This is a genomic window from Rhodanobacter sp. FW106-HT46G03 (assembly GCF_058789895.1).
This window is the reverse complement of sequence record NZ_JBYTCC010000001.1, coordinates 2,242,973-2,261,025: the sequence shown is the minus strand read 5'-3', so window position 1 is coordinate 2,261,025 and position 18,053 is coordinate 2,242,973. Positions and strand designations below refer to the sequence as shown.

The following is an 18,053-nucleotide window of genomic DNA, read 5'->3' as shown; positions in this document are numbered from 1 at the left end:
TGGTGGTTGACATTGGGTTTACCGTACGGTTGCTGAGTCACGGTAAAACAATGCAGCTTTTGTCGAGATCCGATTTAGCGTCGATCGAACTTCAAATAATACGTCTTCCGGGGGCATGTCGGGATCGACTCTGGCCTTTTCATAGCCAAACGCGATGGAGTACTCCGAGAAGGCAATCTCGTAAGACAGCCGTCTGAACGCCGGGTCTTCGACGCCCGCACTGCCAAGCGCAGCGCTGACCACGGGATGATCAAGGTTGATCAGAATCGACAAGCTTACGGGATCATATTTTGACCTGTCGGCCTCTGCTCCCAGATTCCGGTAGTCAACAGAAAATCCGCCTCGGGGATTCCGCTTCTTCCCTTTGCCGCCGGATGGATCGACCGAGGCATCGCCGCTTTGGCTGGATGCTCCAGCCGCTGGTACGTCCGGGGGAGGCCTAGAAATGGCGTTCGGCTTCTGATCATGTTCCCGGTTCGGTTTCGATTCGCTTTCGTCGACATCACCGGGCTGGTCTACCCCCTGCACGAAGCCATCTTCCTCCTGACCGGTTCCCCTGGTGCCACCGAATCGGGATCCGATGGGGCCTACTCGAGAAGAGGCAGAGCGGATGTCCCGCAATCGCGAAGCGACATGGAGAAAGTCGTCGTTCAACAGCTGAGCGATTTGTTCTGCGAGCTTGCTGAGTCTGCGAGCGTCCTCCGTCTTTTTGACTTCACGTAGCTTGCGAACTTGGGTTCGGCGAATTTCATCCAGCTTCGGTGCGATGAATTGAATCAAGGCCATCGATATCGGGTGGTTAAGATTCAGGCTTAGCGATCGAGATGGGTCATAAGGCTCAATTGGAGAGTCTGAGGCTTCGAGGGCCGGCACGTCGACGTCCCCAAAAAGATAGTTACCCATTTCTTTCTTCTCTATGCCACATGTTTCAATCGCGACAAGATTGCCCAAGCCTGCAGTGATCGATACCCCCTGATCCTGTTCCGGAAGTGGAGATGCAGAAACCTTGATAGTCAACGTGATATCACCAAGAACTTTCTGCTGTTCAGCCGTTGGGTGAAAGTCAATTGTCTCGGCAACGGCCGGTTCCCGATACACACAAACGTGTTCATTCACTGCAACCTCGGGCAGGCGCGCCCGGAATATTTGCAGGTTCCTCTCTATGTATTCGATGATCGGCTGTGTCTTGATGCGAGGAAGCAAAATATCTCCAATGACAACCGTTGTGCCGTTTGGCTCACCCACCGCCTCGTCCTTTACCAGCCACCGGAGCTCGATACTGCTGCCATCCGACTTGGACACGAGCACTCGGTCAAGCTCAACAATATTCCTTTTGTGATTACGGACTGTTTCTACATGCAGAGAACTGGCGATGCCAAAGGCAGCGGACTTTCCCGTCCCGAACTTTCCCCGCCCTGGCCGCCCCTTTCTCCGTGCCAGATTTTCGCCATGCATTGTGAAGAACCTTCGCAAGTCCTCGGAAGACATCCCTGCGCCATTGTCCGCAATACGTATCTCTTTCAGCTTTTGATTGACGAGCACCTGTACTTTCGGGGTGACGCCTTCGTCGACGTACTGCAAAGAGTTGATGACATACTCCCAGACGGCGGCTGCCTCGGACCGAAAATGCGATGCTGATTGAAGAAGGTCCCGCGCGACGTGAGAGACCATCTTCATGGTGTCAGGACTGGTGTTCATTGCTTACTCCCCCAAGTGCGATCTTTGCGGCAGCTTCTACGAACCGAGTTGCATCCTGATCCTCTGTCACTAGCGCGCGTAGCCGGGCGATCTTGATGTCGCGCATCTTCTCGTCTGTGTAGTCGTCAATCCGGAAAAGCTGTAACGCCGCCTTGGCGGTGATCTCAGAGCCGCCTTTCCATTGTTCCCATGCCTGACCTGACTTTGCGCGACGAACCTCTCGGTCCGCTCGCCTCGCGTCGGAAGAACCCGCCCACGGATCAGTCGACCCGGCAGTTACGGTATGGCCAACACGCATTTCCTTTTGGGTTTGTACTGCCCACCTCACGCCAGCGTCGGACAGACGCCAGCCTTCAGCACCTGTGCCGTGAAGAAGCTGGCCGAACTGAGGCTTCTTTGAATCCTTCAGAACGGATCGGACGAGTTCCAGATTGATCTGATCCGGGTACTTTCGCCATGCGAACGCTCCGGGGAGGAGCTCCGCCGCCTTGACCGCGACATCCTCCGTGTCAATGGCTCGCTGCCCTCCACCGAGCAGGTATACAGCGAAGAGCGTCAGTTCGCGCTTGGTCAGTGGCTTTGTCAAACCTTTTGTGGTAGGTCTTCTATTAACCATGATATCATCATGTCACGTAAATCAAGACACTTCAACTATGACTCTTCACAAAGAGTTCGCCGGCTGGGGGGAATTCGGCTCGCCGCTGTTGCCGGGAACCTTGCGCGAGGCATGGAGCCGCATACGGCTACCCCCTTGGATGGTCAAGGATCTGCAATTGCCAGGTCACGCAACTTTCGCGTATTTGGATTGGAACGTCTGGTTGGCTACCCCAAAAGTTCCGGTCCGGGTGTTTCGCGCAATCACAACTTTCGTATCGCAGCGAAGAGAACAAATACGGGGGATTCATTGCGTACAAGGGCCTTGGCCGCTGGGTTTGAAGCCAGACTCTGTCCCATGGTCGAGACGAACAAGGAACGCTTTGGTCAAAGCCAACCTTTACCGGCCCGATAAAATCAGCACCAACATTACGTTCGGCCAATTTTTGGCGATTCCTAGTGTGGACGTGTTGTCAGCGCTGGATTTCGCATCCACGTTAGAGGCGGCAATCCGTCAGTTTGGCGAGGTTGAGTCGGTTGCCGTCCCCATTCTAGACCCGGCGACTTACGAATCAGCCCTTGTTGAAGCAGCCGAGCAGCCATGGGCGGCACAAGTGAGCGGCGATGACCCTCGGTTTCGGTCGCTGTTGCACGCTATCCATGGTGTGTCGTTCCGTGATTATGTTCATCAGCTTCTCGAGAATCCAGATGTAACGACCGAAGCCCCGCTAATTGCCGAGCTAGTCTCAGGGCTGGCGGACGTTCAACACCTTGTGAACCACATTGAGGCGCAGAATCTCGAGGACGCCCTTTCGGATTTGCTCGCCGATATCGTTCCAGAACAGAAACGCCGAAATGCTATTGCGCGGCGCTTGGGCTGGGGCGGGAAGCCGCCGAGCACGCTTGAAGAAACTGGCAGGGAGCTCGGGCTCACGCGCGAGAGAATTAGGCAGGTTCAGGCCCGGGTGATAAAGCGGCTGCCGAACGCGCATCCTGTTTTCCTCCCTGCACTAGATAATGCTTTGATAGCGTTAGAAGAGTCGCCACCTTGTACGGACAAGGCTGCGATGGCCTTGACCATCGATCGCGGTTACTCAAAAGTTGGATTTCACCCTGCGGCGCTTATCGAGGCGGCCGACGCGCTTGGGCATGAGCACTCGCTCCGGCGTTCACGCATCAAGGGCATATACTACGTCTCGCCCACAAATGCGGACGGGCAAGTTCGTGCCTTGGCAGCCACGGCGCGAAGACTCGCCGGGGCGAGCGGCGCGTTTAGCGTATTTCACGCGAAGCGTGAGTGTGCCAAGCTGGCTATCGACATAGAGGAAGGGCGCATCCGAGAGCTGCTAGGCACGATTCCGGGGCTCGTTTCGCTTGACAGTGATCGAGACTGGTGGCGGGTAACTGGTCTACCAGACGGGCGCAATAGGTTGGTCAATCTTGCCAAGAAGATGCTCAGCGTTGCGTCACCGCTGAGCGCAAAAACGATGCGAGACGGCGTGGCACGTGCCTACCGTGGCCGTGCATCTTCAAATAGCAGCCTGAGAGACAGTATGGCTGTTCCACCCGTGTCCATATTGCGGAGTTTCTTCGAACACGACGAGGACTTTTTTGTCGAGGGGGATTTTGTCGGTTGTCGTTCGCCGCTCGATTATAGGGACCAATTGGGCTCAGTAGAGCAGGCCATTGTCGAAGTTCTGCGGTCATGTGCAATTGGCGTGCTTGATCGAGCGGCGCTTGCGAGAAGTGCGCTCGAAAGAGGGCTAGGTGAGGCCTCCTTCGGGGCCGTGACTTCATTTTCGCCAGTTCTGGAGCGCGCTGGCATCGGTGTTTGGAAGATCCGTGGCGTCACGGTTGACCCTTCCGCCGTTGAAGCAGTCCAGCAGCGAGCCCGCGACTTGCCACGCAATCGACGCGTCATAAATTATGGGTGGACAGTGGATGGAAAGATCTGGATTGCAGTCAAAGCTCCACATCCACCTATGAGCATGGTGGTCGGTATTCCACCTTCGCTCAAAGATTACATAGGCGACCGTAGCTTCCGCGCGACCCTTGGCGATGGCTCGTCATGCGGCACCCTGACAAGCAAAGAACAAGGAACGCTATACGGGTTCTATACGTTTGCTCGCGCGGCGGGTCTGGACGAAGGGGATGTGGTACGGATGACTTTCGACCTGCTGACATCCACGGTCACGCTGGACATCGTTGATGAAGAAGCGCTTGAGGAATGAGGGACATTTGGTATCGGTTAGTGTCGAATTTGGCCGTCTGCGACCGTAGCCACGGGGGGCGTGACCACCATCAAACCTCAGCCAGCGCCGCCGCCTCAAGCATCCCATTCACCTCGATGTCGAGATGACGATCAGGGAATCGAGCTGGTACGAAAGCGGGGTCAGGTTTATTTTTACGAATCGGTCCTTGTTTTCAGTCTCACTCGCGAGCGCAAAAGGCCGTGGCGAGTTTGATCGTAGGAAGTCCGGCCCATCGCAAGGGGCGGGCGCTACGGGGCAACCAAGCGAAAACCCGGGGCAGGGTGCACTTTCCCGGCGGGTCCTCCGTTTGGCGGAGAAGGTGTCGTGGACAGTTTCGGTTCCAAAAGCCCCACACGCGACTGCGCCAGTGCCGACTACCACGTTTTCCGTGCCGAGCGCGGGGCCTAGAGATCGACGCTCGGCACTCCAGCGCGTCTCGCGTAGCTCTTTTCCATCGGAACGCGGCTCTTTTTCATCGGAGTGCGACTCTTTTTCGTCGGAACGCGGCACTCGACAGAGCCGCCCGTGGCTCTCTTTCTCCGGCGCGCGGCCTTTTTCCCATCGCGCTTGGCTTGACGGGGTCGGCGCGGGGCTCTTTTCCGGTGAAGCCCGGCTTTTCTCCGCGCTTGCGCCGAGCCGTCGGCGCCGGCGAAGGCTTGTCCGCCAGCCGTCGTCGATGCGCTGGCGTTATGAACACCTATCTTGGTGTCTAGAATCACTTGACCACTACACTGGAAGCGCATGACCTCACCGGTCACTGGCACACGACTTCGCCGTCTTCCTTGGTGAAATGGCAAGGCTGGCGCTCCAGCAGCGACAGCACCACTTCGGACGGACGGCACAGCTTCGTCCCCTTTGGCGTCACGACAATGGGCCGGTTCACCAGGATCGGATGCGCCAGCATCGCGTCGATGATGGAGGCGTCGGATACCTCAGCAGCCAGCAGGCCAAGTTCGGCGGCTGGCGTTCCCTTTTCGCGCAATACGTCGCGCGGCGTCGCGCCCATGGCGGCAAGCAGTTGGTCCAGCAGCGCGCGCGTCCAGCCGACCCGGCGGTAGTCGACGACGGTGGGGCTGTATCCGGCGGCTTCGATCATCGCCAGTGCGTTGCGCGACGTGCCGCAGTCCGGGTTGTGGTAGATCGTGACGGGGAACGCGGTGGTCATGGTGGGGAATCCTTTTCGAACGTCTGTGCCGGGAGGTTGGTTGCAGCCGACGTGCCCGTAATTTACCTGCTGATGAACCGTGGCACGAACGCAGGCACGCTGCCTGCGAAGGTATTGGGCAGGCTGCGCGCCATGGGTGCGTTCCCTTTCGCGGTATCACTTTTGCCGAGGTTGATGCGGGGCAGGCAGGGCTGCGGGTGTCGAGTTGCCATGGTGTTGACGACGACGCGATGACATCCGGACGGCGCATGAACTTTCGCTTTTAGCCGTCCATACCGACGCCATGCGGGCGCCCACCATGTTTGGCTCGGACAGGTTCGACCAATGTCGAACGCGCGCAACGCATCGGGAGCTTTTCAGCGTTTGGGTTCAAGTTGTAGCGTGTGTCCCACAGGGGAATTTCGGGGAGAACCTATGCGCAACCATGCCGATGTCAATCGGACGCTTACTCACGCCATTCGTGCTACACTTGCCGCCACTGTCCTTGTGGCGGGTGTCGCCCAGGCGCAGGACGCAACGAGCCAGCCGGATACGCCGCAAGCGGCAACGACCAAAAACAAGAAGGCCGTCAACCTGCAGGAGGTGGTGGTGACCGGCACCCATCGGGCGGGCCTGTCGCCAACCCAATCGGTGTCGCCCATCGACACCTTCAGCGGCAGCCAGATTGCCAACCAGCCGTCGGCCGACCTGACCCAATCGCTGACTGCCGCCGTGCCGTCGCTTACCACCCAGCGTTTTCCGATTGCCGACGGCACGTCGTTCGTGCGCCCGGTGTCGCTGCGCAATCTGTCGCCTGACCAGACCCTGGTGCTGGTCAACGGCGTGCGCTTCCACCGCTCGGCGCTGGTCAATCTGCAGATCGACCCGCTCGGCACGTTCAACCAGGGTGCGCAGGCGGTCGATTTCTCGGTGTTCCCGTCCAATGCCATCAGCCGCGTCGAAGTGCTGCGTGATGGCGCCTCGGTGCTGTACGGCTCGGACGCGATCGCCGGCGTGGTGAACGTTATCCTCAAGCAGTCGCGCGAAGGCGCGACGGTCAGCGCGCAATGGGGCCAGTTCAGCAAGGGGGATGGCACCCAGCACCGCTACGACGCCGACGCCGGTTTCCCGTTGGGCGCCGACGGTTTCGTCCACGTGAGTGCCGAGCGCGAAACCACCGATGCCACCTCGCGTGGTATTCCGCAGACGGTCGCCGCCGCTGTTGCCACGTTCGTGGGTGCCAGCTCGGTGCCGTACAACGGGCTTGGACAGCGCTGGGGCGATCCGAACACCAAATCGGACAAGCTGTTCGTCAATGCGGGCCTGCCGATTACCAACGACATCCAGTTGTACGGCTACGGCGATTACATGAAGAAGACGATTCTGTCGAGCTTCTTCTACCGCGCCCCGGTGCTGCCGGCGCAGGACGGCATTGCCGGGCGCTCCACGCTGGTCAGTTACGCGCCGGGCACGCTCAACCCGGCCAATGCGCCGCAATCGCTGGTGGACAACATCATTGCCGGCGGCGGCGACCCGGCCAATTACCTGACGGCAAACGCCGCCAGCCCGAGCGGCTGGACGCTGCTCAACCCGATCTACACCAAGTTCCCCGGCGGCTACGGGCCGTTGTTTGGTGCCGATGTGGCGGATCACCAGGTGGTCGGCGGCATCCGTGGCGGCAACGAGGGCAACTTGCAGTGGGATGTCCATTACCGCAACGGCAGCAACGAGGTGGATTACGACCTGAAAGGGTCGATCAACCCCAGCCTGGGCGCGCTGTCACCCACCACCTTCCACCCCGGCAAGCTGACCCAGCGCGAGCAGGGCGCCGGCGCGGATTTCGTGCAATCGTTCGACAACTCGCCGCTCACCCTGGCGTTTGGCGCGCAGTGGCGGCAAGAGACCTACATCATCCACCAGGGCGACCAGGGCTCGATCGCGGTCGGCCCGACGGCGTCGGTGTTCGGTGTGGGTTCGGATGCGTTCCAGGGGTTCCCTGCCAACGCGGCCGGGCGCTTCACCCAGAACAGCGACTCGGCGTATGTCGATGCCGAGACCAACCTCACCGACAAGTGGTCGGGCGCCGCAGCGGTGCGCTACGAGCATGCCAATGGCTACGGCTCGAAGGTGGTGTACAAGCTGTCCAGCCGGTATGCGTTCAATGATGCCTTTGCGTTGCGCGGCACGTTCAACACCGGCTTCCGCACCCCCACGCCGGGGCAGGCCAACACGCTCAACGTCACGACCACGGCCAACGCGCAAGGCGGCCTAGTGCCAGCCGGCACCTATCCGGTCAACAACCCGGTGGCGCGTGCGCTCGGCTCGGCGCCGCTGCAAACCGAAACGTCCAAGAGCTACACCGCAGGCATGGTGTGGACGCCGACCGATACGCTTACCACCACCCTCGACTACTACCGCATCCGCATCCACAACCGGATCGGCCTGGTCAGCAAGGCGGTCGATCAGGCCACGGTCGATCGCCTGTCCGCCGAGGGCTACCCGAACGCCTCGCTGCTGCTGGGCAGCGACGCGAGTTACTTCGGCAATGCGTTCGGTTCCAACGTGCATGGCATCGACTTTGTGGTCGATACGCGCCACCAGCTGGGCGCCGGCAAGCTCAACGTGAATTTCCGTTACAACCGCAACATCCAGGCCGTGGTGCGGGTAAAACCGAATACGCTCAACAAGGACTTCGTGTACGACCTGGAACACCAGGTGCCGAAGAGCCGCTCGATCCTCACGTTCGACTACGGTGTCGGCGGGTTCGACGCCGTGGCCCGCGTCAACCACTACGACGGCTGGAGCACCACGGTGGGCCTGTTCGGCAACAACAACCCGCCAACCGACGTGGCGCATTACAGCGGCAAGACGCTGCTTGACCTCGAGGCCAGCTACAAGATCAACCAGATGTTCACCGTGGCCGTAGGCGGCAACAACGTGTTCAATACCTACCCGGACAAGGAGCAGAACGCGACGCTGCGGTTCCTGGGCGTCAATTACGCGCTGACCTCGCCGTTCGGTTTCAACGGTGCGTACTGGTACGCCCGCGTCACGGCAAACTTCTGAGCCATGGGAAGGAGCTTGTCCCGGCCGCCGCATCTCGTGCTGCGGCGGCCGGGGCAGGCAGGCCGCCGCTGACGGCTGCACCGCAAACGAAAAAGCCCGCCGATGGCGGGCTTTTCGGTTGCAACAGCGATTGGTACCGGTGATAGGACTCGAACCTACACTCTGTCGCCAGAAGCGGATTTTGAGCTGAAGCAGCCTCGATAGGATGGGTCTACGCCGGAACTCGCCATGCATTGATCTACTTGGTTTTCCGGGAGCGTGGTCTCGTCTAGCCTTACGCCATGACTAGGCCAATCGCGTCGAAATTATCTTTCGCGTGGCTCCTGGTTGGTTCCTGCATTCGACCCACGAACAGGAGGCGTCATGACTATTTCCAAGCTCACCAAATCCGCTGTCGATGCGGCTCCGATCATCGGCAAAGAGTACGAACTGCGCGACACCGTTATCCCTGGCTTCCTGTGCAAAGTCACACCCAGCGGCCGCAAGGTGTTCATGCTCCAGTACCGCACGAACTGGGGCGAACGGCGCAAGCCGTCCATCGGTCGCTACGGCGAGCTGACCGTCGAGCAGGCGCGTTCGATCGCGCTGGACCTGTTGGCCGATGTTCGCAAGGGCGGCGATCCGAGTGCCGCGAAGCTGGTGGGACGACAGGTGCCGACGGTCAAGGAACTGGGCGAGCAGTTCATCGAGGAGTACTCGATCCCGCGCAACAAGCCGAGGACGGTCAAGACCTACCAGTACTACATCGATCACTACATCGTTCCGGTGCTCGGAAAGATGAAGGTGTCCGAGCTGACGCGTGCGGATATCTCGACGCTGATGCGGCGGATGGCGAAGATCCCCGTGACCGCGAACCGGACCGTCGGCTGTGTTCGCAAGATGCTCAACATGGCCGAGGTCTGGGGCTATCGGGCGGACGGTTCCAATCCGTGCCGCCATGTGCCGAAGTATCCCGAGCGTGGCAAGACGCATTACATCAACGACGAGGAGCTGGCGCGCATCTTCGCCTACCTCGACAGGGCGGACGCGCAGGGCCTCGAACATCCATTGCTGACGCTGGGCATCCGACTGCAGTTCGAGTTCGCTGCGCGCATGTCGGAGATCCTGTGCCTCGAATGGTCATGGATCGACTTCGAGAACCGGCGAGTCACCTGGCCGGACAGCAAGACGGGTGGAATGTCCAAGCCGATGAGCGAGGAGGCGTTGTGTTTGCTGTCGAACGCTTACCGGGTCGAAGGCTCCAGATACGTCTGCCCCAGCATCTTCGACGGCAGCAAAGCCTTGCCGGAGGACACCTATGTCAATGGCTGGCGACGTATCCTCAAGCGGGCAAAGGTTACCCATGTGGGGACGCACGGCATCCGGCATCGTGCGGCGACCGACATCGCCAACGCCGGTATCCCGGTCAAGGTCGGCATGGCGTTGACCGCGCACAAGACCGTGGCGATGTTCATGCGCTATGTCCATCTTGAAGACGATCCGGTGCGAGAAGCCGCCGACAAGGTGGCCCGTCGTCGCCGGGAAACCATCGGCAATGCAGGGGCAGTGCACGCATTGCCCGAGGCGATGGAGGACCAGACCGGCAAGACCCGCACGAGCCTTGGCAATTACCGGCCATTTCGTCACCGCAAGGAGGAGACTCGCGCCGTTCCGTCGGACTCCAGGCGAGGGCGCTCGACTCGCGAGGAGGCGGCGCCATGAAGACCAGGCCTCGACAGCTCTCGCTGCGGCAACCGTTGGTGATGACGATGAAGAAGCCCACGGGTGCTGCTGCCAGCCATGTGCTCGCAGGCGAGGATGCCCCTCTGCCGATAACCCGGCGTTTCGTGGGCACCGACGCGGCCGCCGAGTATCTGTGCCTGTCTCCTCGTTATTTGCAGCAGTTGCGCATGGACGGCAACGGCCCGCCGTATCGCTGCTTCGGGCGCTTCGTCGTCTACATGATCGAGGATCTGGACCGCTGGGCCGACGAGCAGCCGGTGTTTCGCTCCACGTCTGACAGGGTGAGCTTGGAAGGAGGCCAAAAGGGAAAGGCCGGTGCTGCGCCGCCCGGGGAGAAGGGGACGCCCAAGGCGTCCAAGGAGGCGAGGGAATGAGCACGCAGCGAGTACGGAAGCGAGCCTCAGCCTCAGCAAAGCCGGTGCCTACGACCTTGGGCATGATCTCGACATGAGCCCGTATCCCCGAATTGTCGTGTCGCTGTGACGGCAATTCGGGTCGGATTGCCGGGCGTGACTGTTTCCCTCCCTTGACTTCAATTCGTTTATAAACGAAGATGCCTATGTACCGAATCGAGCACTACCTGACGGCCGACGGGCAGAAGGATCTCTACATCGACTGGCTGCGTCGTTTGCGCGACGGCCAGGCCAAGGTGGCGGTCATCCGACGCGTGACCCGCGTCGAACTGGGCAATTTCGGCGACCACAAGTTCTGCCGCGATGGCGTGTGGGAGTTGCGCATCGACGCGGGGCCAGGCTATCGGGTCTATTACGCCCTGTCGGGCCAGCGGCTGGTGCTCCTGCTGTGCGGCGGCGACAAGCGTACGCAGGACGCGGACATCGAGCGGGCGGTGGACTATTGGCAGGACTGGCAACGGAGAACCGACGAATGAGAAGCAGAACCCATGATGAGGCGATGGCCGAGCTGTACCACAGCGACCCGGCCCTCGTACTCGATGTCATCAATGGCATCCTGGAGGACGGCGACCAGGCCGAGCTGCTGATCGTGCTGCGCCAACTCGCCCAAGCGTTTGGCGGCGTGCAGGCGGTAGCGGAACAGGCACACCTGAATCCAACGCAGCTCTACCGCACGCTCTCTCCGAAGGGCAATCCGGCGTTGAACAGCCTGACCGCTGTCCTCAAGGCAATGGGCTTGCGGCTGGCAGTCCAGCCGCTCGCCCCATCGACGCCCGCCCACGCGGCCTAATGCCATGCCTCGCGCACCGACTGGAGACATGCTAAATCCGTCAGACCACCCGCAAGCTACGGGCAACGTACTGATGAGCCTCGGTTTCGACGATGCCGAAATTCTGTCGACGAAAGCAGCGCTCGCGCTCAAGCTCAACGAACTGATCGACCAGCGCGGTTTGAGCCAGATGGCGGCTGCGACGATTATCGGCATGACCCAACCGAAGGTGTCGCAGGTGCGCCGCTACAAGCTCCAGAACATTTCGCTGGCGCGGCTGATGCAGGCGCTGGTGTCGCTGGATCAGCGTGTCGAGATCGTCGTGCAACCTGCACGCCGAGCACATGCGCCTGGTATCACGGTCGCTGCTTAGTCATGTCGATCCTTCCCGAAAAGCGACAAGGCGAACATCACGCAGGACGAGAAGAGGGCGCTGCAATTCGCCGGGAAGGTGTTTCTGGGCTTGTCTGCGGAAGCCTTGTCGAAGGCGTTGCAGTCAGGTGTATTAGTGGAGGTGCATTGTGAGCAAGATCATTGAATCGCTGCGTGACAACCTGGCCGTGCTGCATGAAGTGGGCGCGATCGGCAAGGTGACGATGCGCGAATTCGACGCGATCTGCCCGCCGCCGGTGCGGGAGTTCAGCGCCGAGGACGTCAAGCATCTGCGTGAGGCCTTGAAGTTCAGCCAGCCGGTATTCGCGCACCACCTGCACACCTCAGCCTCGACCGTGCGCAAGTGGGAGCAAGGCGACACCCGGCCCGCTGGGCCGGCGCTCAAATTGCTCAACGTCATCGCCGACAAGGGTTTGCAGGCCATCATCTGATGCCTGACGACGGAGACAGATATTGGCGACGCGGATTGACCCTTTCAGTTCACAGCACCTTGAAGCTGTTTGTCGTGTCCTGGCGGATACCGATCGCGGCCTGAGTGGCACGCAGATTGGACGATTGCTGCAAGAGATCGAGGTTGCCGACGCGTCGCCCGGCATAACCAAGTGGAAACGGCTGTTCAATGCGCTGGTCGGCGCACAGAACAAGCATCAGGTCGGCAACCATCTCATCATGTTCATCAACCGCGCGATGAACCCGGTGAGCTACGCTCGTGACCCTGAGGCGTTTGCATGGAGGCGCGACGAACTCAATGTCGTCTTGGCCTTCTCAGGCTTCCATGTGCGCGAGGATGGCAAAGTCGGACATGCCGATAAGGCAACGACGTTGGACGCGGCGCGCGCGCGTACCGGGCGGCTCAAGGCAGCGTTGGAAAGTCGCGCCGTACATGCGGAGGTTCTGAACTACTGCCGCGTCGAGCTGCTGGACGAAAACTATTTCCACGCCGTCTTCGAGGCAACGAAAGGCGTGGCGGAGCGGATTCGCCTGCTGTCGGGTTTGAGCAGCGATGGCGCCGACCTGGTGAACAAGGCGTTCGCTGGCCAGCAGCCTGTTCTGGTTTTGGGGCCGCTCGCTACCGAATCCGAAAAAAGCGAACAGAAAGGCTTTGCCAACCTTTTGATTGGCCTGTTCGGTGCAGTGCGGAATCCATTGGCCCATGCGCCTAAGACGAATTGGCCCATGTCCGAACAAGATGCGCTGGACATTCTGACGCTGATATCGCTGATTCATCGCAAGCTGGATGGCGTCGTGAAAGTAGCTGCCACATCGCCATAGAGGGAAGGCAAGAATGGACGAGGCGATTGTTGTCTTCTCACGGAAAGGTCTGTTTCAGACTCAGATTGCTTCTCGCGATGTTCGTAGCCGAGAGCATGCGCGCAAGTTGTGGCCTCTAGTATCTCCCGGCGCATCGCGGCAGATGGTTACGTGGGTCAGCCCCTCATTTGAGAACGGGAGGCTGCGTCGTCGTTCCCATTTTCGGCTGCTTCCCGCGGAGCACACCTTTAGTCCCAAAGCGCACTTCGACAAAGAAGAAGCTAGCCGACGGCGCACCGTACAGGAAAGCCCCGAGCATCGAAGCGCGAAAGAGCTTGTTGCAGCGGAACTTTTACGGCGCTTGGATGCTGGACTTGCGATGCCGTGGTCGTTCAAGGATGCAGATGCGTCTGACTATCCGTTGGAAGGCAATTTGCTGCTCGGCGCCGACCAAGTGGCAACCGAGCACCCGTTGGAGACACCTTTCGGGTGCCAATTCCGACTCGACGTTGCCGTGCTAGGGCCGCCTGTCCAGACGGAGCCGATGGTGCTTGGCGGCGTTGAAATTGAACTCGGGCACGCCTTCGATGGGCGCAAGGCGCTGATCGGAAAGTCGCTTGGATTCCCGCTCATCTCCATCGACATCACCGAGATGACGCTGGCCGAACTCACGCCAGCTTGGGCGAAAAAGGTGTTGACCGCGACCACGCGGAGCCATGAGCAGGGGCGCCAGCAGACGTACATCTATCTGCACGATCTGCTGTATCCCCTCTACGCGCAATTGCCGGCATTTCTCGACGATGAACAGCGTCACCAGTTCCTGGTATTTGCCGACGATGACACTTTGCACAAGCTGGTGCACTGGATGAATCTGCTAGCGGAGAAGTTGAAGTACCCGAGGGGTGCCGTCGCCGTAGCCTTGGTCAACGCGAAAAACGAGCAGTCTCGCAAGATGCTGGAGCGTGCGGGCCAGGTCGTCGGGCCTGACTGGAAGGACTTCAACGAGCAGCGATGCCTGCGACTGACCCTCCCGCGCCCCAAAGGGCTGGCGGATCTTCAGGCCCATCGCTTCCACATGACGATGGCGCGCGTGCTGCTCTCGCACACCGATGCTCTTGTTGGCTACAAGTATTGCAACGGCGTGGACAACAACCACCCCGCAGACGATGTTTGGGTGGCGCAGCGCTGGATCGCCGACCTGAAAACCTATACCCAGCACCGCGTATTGCCGAAGCGGCTGGCCGAACCGATCAACAGGTTGATCGCGGTGGTTTCAGACCTGCATCGCAATCACGCGGCAGCCAGCCAAGAGGCATAACCACCCATGCCGGAAATCATCCTGCAAGCAGATACTCCGGCGGAACTTAGGGCCAGGCTTGCCGAGCTGGATATTGACGTACCTGCACGCTCGGAGGGACGCCGAAATCACCACGCGGAACGCTATAGCATCGCGCATTTGCTTGCGGCGCTACGGATTGAACAGCTTTCGTTCCCGCTGACTCTTACTCATTCCGACAAACCGGATTTCCTGTTGATGATGGCAGGCTCCGGGGTGGGTATCGAGCACACCGAAGCCGTGCCGGAGAACGTCGCACGGGCCAATTTTATGCGTGAAAAGGGCTTGGGGCCGGATGTCTACTTCATCCCTCATGCCACGGCTGGGGAGCCTCGGAAAGCGGCCGACGAACTCCGTCGTGAAATCGAGGACGATAAGCTTGGTTCTGGCTGGTGCGGCGATTCACCAGAGCGCGAATGGGCTGCAGCAATAGCGCACTATGTCAAAGAGAAGATTCCCAAAGCGATGGCCGACGGCTTCTTTCGATGCCCCACCAACTGGCTGATCGTCTACGACAACTGGCCGCTGCCAGCCATCGACTACTCCAAGGCGGCAACATACCTGGCGCCGCTTCTGGCAGAAATGGGCGCCTTTTCGGTATTCGATGCGATCTTTGCCCATGACGACTCGCATATGTGCGAGTTTCGTGATGGTCTGGTCATCCGGATGTTGCGACCACCGCAGGTGCCCCAGTAACAGCCGGACCTGCCTTGCGCTTCTTGGCCGTCTCTACGCTGCGTTTGTCAATCTGCGCGCGCCAAGTCTCCAGCGCCGTAATGTCGGCAAGCAGTTCATCAGGGTCGGGAACTGCAACGCCGCCCAGAGGTGCCTTGTCGTGCGCGTAGTTCGAGCATCTCGTCATGCCGGCATTGACTTGGGCATAGTCCTCGTCATCGACCACGACCCCGGCGAGCCGCTGCGTTTCCACGCCCTTGCGGAAACGGAGAATGACCTCACGCAGTAGGACTTCTTCAACAGCACGCTCCCATGCCATGCGCAATCGGAAATAAGCATCAATGGTTTGCTTGCGATGCTCCTGCTCCTCGCCGTCCTTGTGCAACTTGGCGATGGATTGCTGTTGAGCTTTTAGCGCACCGATCCGCTTGCTTGCATTCTTTCCTTCAAACGGCAGCTCCGGATCGGCGACTCCGAATCCCTCGGCGCGGCGGACCAGACTTTGGGTGGAAATTGTCACGCCGGCCGATTTCGCCTCTTCCACCAGGAGGCAAAGAAAGTAGATGTCATGGGTGAACACGACGACTTGGCGGTGCGCGGCTTCGGCGGCTAGGCGCCTTGCTACACGCTCTCGCCTGCGATGATCGAGCGAAGACACGGGATCATCGAACACGATGCCTCCCTTACCACCACTCAATCCGACTTCGGCCAAAAAGGAACCGATCGCTATGGCGCGCTGTTCACCTTCGCTCAGGATGTCACTGGGGCTGCGACTTTGTGGCAGTTCCAATTTCAGTTTGTGCAAAGCCTTGCCTCTGTCGGCGCGACTTTGGAGCGAAACGCTCAACGTGCCGACCCCCAACGTCTTGAATTCGCGATTCAGTGCTTCAGCCAGTTCCTTGGATACAACCTTCTCGGCCATATCCGATGCCTTCAGCGAGATGGCATTGGTCTTGACGGCAGAGAGGCACTGCACGAGTTTCGCCTGGTGACTAAGCTTGCCAACAGCCGTGACCACGGCACCCCTGATTTGGCTCAGCCTGACCCGAGCATCGAGTTCAATGAACTGCTTCTGAAGTGCGGCGCGGGCCTTCTCGTCCGATGCCTTCTCCAAGGTATCGGCCTCAGTGTTCAGCGTGTCGGCCAATGCTTGAAGTCGCGCTGCCGGATTCACCAAGGCTTGAGCGACATCGTCCCACTGGTGCGATAACACCGCTGCCTTGATAGCTTCCTGGCGAGCTGTCAGCAGCGGCTCGAACGCCTTGGTGTCGGCCGCCAGTTGCGGATCTAGAGCTTCAATCTCTCCGTAGGTCACATCGTCGAGATTCAACGTCAGGCTCTGCGCCATGAACGGCTTATATGCTGCGTACAGTGCTGTACGACGTGTTTGCGAGGTCTTCTCGGCTTCTTGCTGGATAAATGCTTCGAAACGCAGCAAGCGAGCGGCACCTTCGGCTAGAGGTTGCTGGCATAGTGGACAAGGCGTATCCGCGCCCAAGTCGGGGAACACCTTACCTGGGTGCGATTCGACGGCAAATTTGCGGGCAGCGTCGAACAATTCGCGCCAGGCTTCGCCCCCGGAGCCCGAAAGTAGGTTCTCGCTTTCCTTGAACTCTTTGGCTGCAAGCGCGGCTGCCGCCTGCGCGGTGCGATAGCTATCCGCCAAACTACGGAGCTTGGCGACGACGGATTGATCCACCAGCGCACCTTTGTTGGTGGCATTCGTCCCGATGGCTGCGACGCGGCGGGCTCGCAAGCACAACTGAGCTGCTTTCTCCTTCGGGTTGTTCTCCTTCAGGCTCTTTTCCAGCGCCGCGTGCTGAGCCAATTCTTCCGGTGTCACGATGGCCAGTGCGTCGATCTGAGCTTGGGTTGTCTTGGCGGATAGTGACGAGATCAGCTTGCCGACCGCCGTATCGCCTTGCAACGGCACAAACGCGGAGAGGTCGGGGGCAGATTGCGCGTGCTCTGCGTCAACCGCAGTCTTCAACTGTTTGCAAACCTTCGCCAGTGCCTCGAAGACATCAAGCCCGTAAGGCACGTAGGAAAAATCGTCTTCGCTGTCCAGGTAAGCGCGTGCGCATCGTGAGTCGAAGATTGCGAATGACGACAATTCGGGAGGTGTCGCTTTGCCCTGTGTCCATTGCACATCCTCGGCGACGCCGTCCACGGTTATTTCAAAGGCTGCTTCAGGGATACCCGCTTTGTCAGCAGGAAGATGGGCATTCGGATAAATCGCTTCGGCTTGATCGCGGGCGCGGCAGGCGCGCTTGAGTACCCGCGAATATCCCGATTTACCCGAACCGTTGTCGCCGTAGATGACTGTCATTCCGGCGGCGCTGAATGCTAAATGTTGATTCTCTGCAATCGCGTTGACGTGACGCATGTTCTTCATCGCGAGCAATTGGATGTGCGTCGTTACCTTGACCGGTGCCGGAATCTGATCGGCCGCGAGCGTTTTTGGTTTTCGGCCCTTCGGGTCGGGGATGCCATGCGCCACTTTGAGCAACGCGAATAGATCGTCCTGATCATCCACTGTCAGCGTCCGTTTGGCCAGCAGGCGCGCGACTGCGTCGCTTTGCCATGTAGGCAGTCCTTGAGTCCAAACCAGTATTTCTTGCAATATCGACATAGTCCCAGTCCCCTCCAGTCCCTGTTATAAGTTTTACCCCAATGAGAGGCATTGCGCGTCCCGGCGTGCCGCCGTCGGGCTCGCGGGCTGCGCCCCGCGCCTCGTGCC

At 59.7% G+C, this 18,053-nt stretch carries 15 protein-coding genes and 1 pseudogene; 12 read left to right on the top strand and 4 right to left on the bottom strand.

The genetic code is table 11. From position 1 onward, the window contains the following. Nucleotides 1-18: 18 nt before the first annotated feature. Together AC3WP6_RS09855 and AC3WP6_RS09850 are read right to left on the bottom strand one after the other, a co-directional pair. Nucleotides 19-1,698 carry an ATP-binding protein gene (locus AC3WP6_RS09855; RefSeq protein ID WP_492627543.1) on the bottom strand — a complete coding sequence of 560 codons (1,680 nt, stop codon included), beginning with the start codon at nucleotides 1,696-1,698 and terminating at the stop codon, nucleotides 19-21. Next, entirely contained in the window at nucleotides 1,682-2,284 is a 603-nt protein-coding gene (locus tag AC3WP6_RS09850) for a hypothetical protein (protein WP_492627542.1), read from the bottom strand. The genes AC3WP6_RS09855 and AC3WP6_RS09850 overlap by 17 nt, the downstream gene beginning before the upstream one ends. A 169-nt stretch (nucleotides 2,285-2,453) precedes the next feature. Between AC3WP6_RS09850 and AC3WP6_RS09845 the strand changes: the two genes are divergently transcribed. Then, on the top strand, nucleotides 2,454-4,523 hold the full coding sequence (locus AC3WP6_RS09845) for a sigma factor-like helix-turn-helix DNA-binding protein (RefSeq protein ID WP_492627541.1): 2,070 nt from the start codon (nucleotides 2,454-2,456) through the stop codon (nucleotides 4,521-4,523). 775 nt (nucleotides 4,524-5,298) lie between these two features. Here AC3WP6_RS09845 and arsC read toward each other — a convergent pair. Further along, nucleotides 5,299-5,709 (bottom strand): arsenate reductase (glutaredoxin), encoded by a 411-nt coding sequence (gene arsC, locus AC3WP6_RS09840; protein ID WP_492627540.1) that lies wholly within the window; start codon nucleotides 5,707-5,709, stop codon nucleotides 5,299-5,301. A gap of 414 nt (nucleotides 5,710-6,123) precedes the next feature. Here arsC and AC3WP6_RS09835 point away from each other — a divergent pair, with 414 nt between their 5' ends. The 11 genes and pseudogenes from AC3WP6_RS09835 (at nucleotide 6,124) to AC3WP6_RS09785 (ending at nucleotide 15,334) form a co-directional block, all read left to right on the top strand. Next, a complete protein-coding gene (locus AC3WP6_RS09835; protein WP_492627539.1) occupies nucleotides 6,124-8,754 on the top strand; it encodes a TonB-dependent receptor plug domain-containing protein in 2,631 nt (876 codons plus the stop codon). Between the two features lie 363 nt (nucleotides 8,755-9,117). Continuing rightward, nucleotides 9,118-10,455 carry a tyrosine-type recombinase/integrase gene (locus AC3WP6_RS09830; protein WP_492627538.1) on the top strand — a complete coding sequence of 446 codons (1,338 nt, stop codon included), beginning with the start codon at nucleotides 9,118-9,120 and terminating at the stop codon, nucleotides 10,453-10,455. Further along, nucleotides 10,452-10,850, top strand: a complete 399-nt coding sequence (locus AC3WP6_RS09825) for a hypothetical protein (RefSeq protein ID WP_492627537.1) — start codon at nucleotides 10,452-10,454, stop codon at nucleotides 10,848-10,850. The genes AC3WP6_RS09830 and AC3WP6_RS09825 overlap by 4 nt, the downstream gene beginning before the upstream one ends. A gap of 185 nt (nucleotides 10,851-11,035) precedes the next feature. Then, nucleotides 11,036-11,365, top strand: a complete 330-nt coding sequence (locus AC3WP6_RS09820) for a type II toxin-antitoxin system RelE/ParE family toxin (RefSeq protein WP_492627536.1) — start codon at nucleotides 11,036-11,038, stop codon at nucleotides 11,363-11,365. Then, nucleotides 11,362-11,679 (top strand): helix-turn-helix domain-containing transcriptional regulator, encoded by a 318-nt coding sequence (locus tag AC3WP6_RS09815; RefSeq protein ID WP_492627535.1) that lies wholly within the window; start codon nucleotides 11,362-11,364, stop codon nucleotides 11,677-11,679. Before AC3WP6_RS09820 ends, AC3WP6_RS09815 begins: the two co-directional genes overlap by 4 nt. A 73-nt stretch (nucleotides 11,680-11,752) precedes the next feature. After that, on the top strand, nucleotides 11,753-12,031 hold the full coding sequence (locus AC3WP6_RS09810; protein ID WP_492627534.1) for a helix-turn-helix domain-containing protein: 279 nt from the start codon (nucleotides 11,753-11,755) through the stop codon (nucleotides 12,029-12,031). A gap of 21 nt (nucleotides 12,032-12,052) precedes the next feature. Next, nucleotides 12,053-12,196, top strand: a pseudogene (locus AC3WP6_RS09805) (type II toxin-antitoxin system RelE/ParE family toxin); the annotation flags it as partial. After that, nucleotides 12,180-12,482, top strand: a complete 303-nt coding sequence (locus tag AC3WP6_RS09800) for a helix-turn-helix domain-containing protein (RefSeq protein ID WP_492627533.1) — start codon at nucleotides 12,180-12,182, stop codon at nucleotides 12,480-12,482. The pseudogene AC3WP6_RS09805 and the gene AC3WP6_RS09800, both read left to right, overlap by 17 nt. A 22-nt stretch (nucleotides 12,483-12,504) precedes the next feature. Further along, nucleotides 12,505-13,323, top strand: coding sequence for a TIGR02391 family protein (locus AC3WP6_RS09795; RefSeq protein WP_492627532.1), 819 nt, complete (start codon nucleotides 12,505-12,507; stop codon nucleotides 13,321-13,323). A 13-nt stretch (nucleotides 13,324-13,336) separates the two neighbouring features. Further along, the gene (locus tag AC3WP6_RS09790; RefSeq protein WP_492627531.1) at nucleotides 13,337-14,620 is read left to right on the top strand and encodes a hypothetical protein; all 1,284 of its coding nucleotides are present in this window, start codon (nucleotides 13,337-13,339) and stop codon (nucleotides 14,618-14,620) included. A 6-nt stretch (nucleotides 14,621-14,626) separates the two neighbouring features. Continuing rightward, nucleotides 14,627-15,334, top strand: coding sequence for a hypothetical protein (locus AC3WP6_RS09785; protein ID WP_492627530.1), 708 nt, complete (start codon nucleotides 14,627-14,629; stop codon nucleotides 15,332-15,334). Here the strand turns inward: AC3WP6_RS09785 and AC3WP6_RS09780 are convergent. Continuing rightward, nucleotides 15,297-17,945 (bottom strand): AAA family ATPase, encoded by a 2,649-nt coding sequence (locus AC3WP6_RS09780; RefSeq protein WP_492627529.1) that lies wholly within the window; start codon nucleotides 17,943-17,945, stop codon nucleotides 15,297-15,299. The two genes, AC3WP6_RS09785 and AC3WP6_RS09780, sit on opposite strands and share 38 nt — an antisense overlap. Nucleotides 17,946-18,053 lie beyond the last annotated feature (108 nt).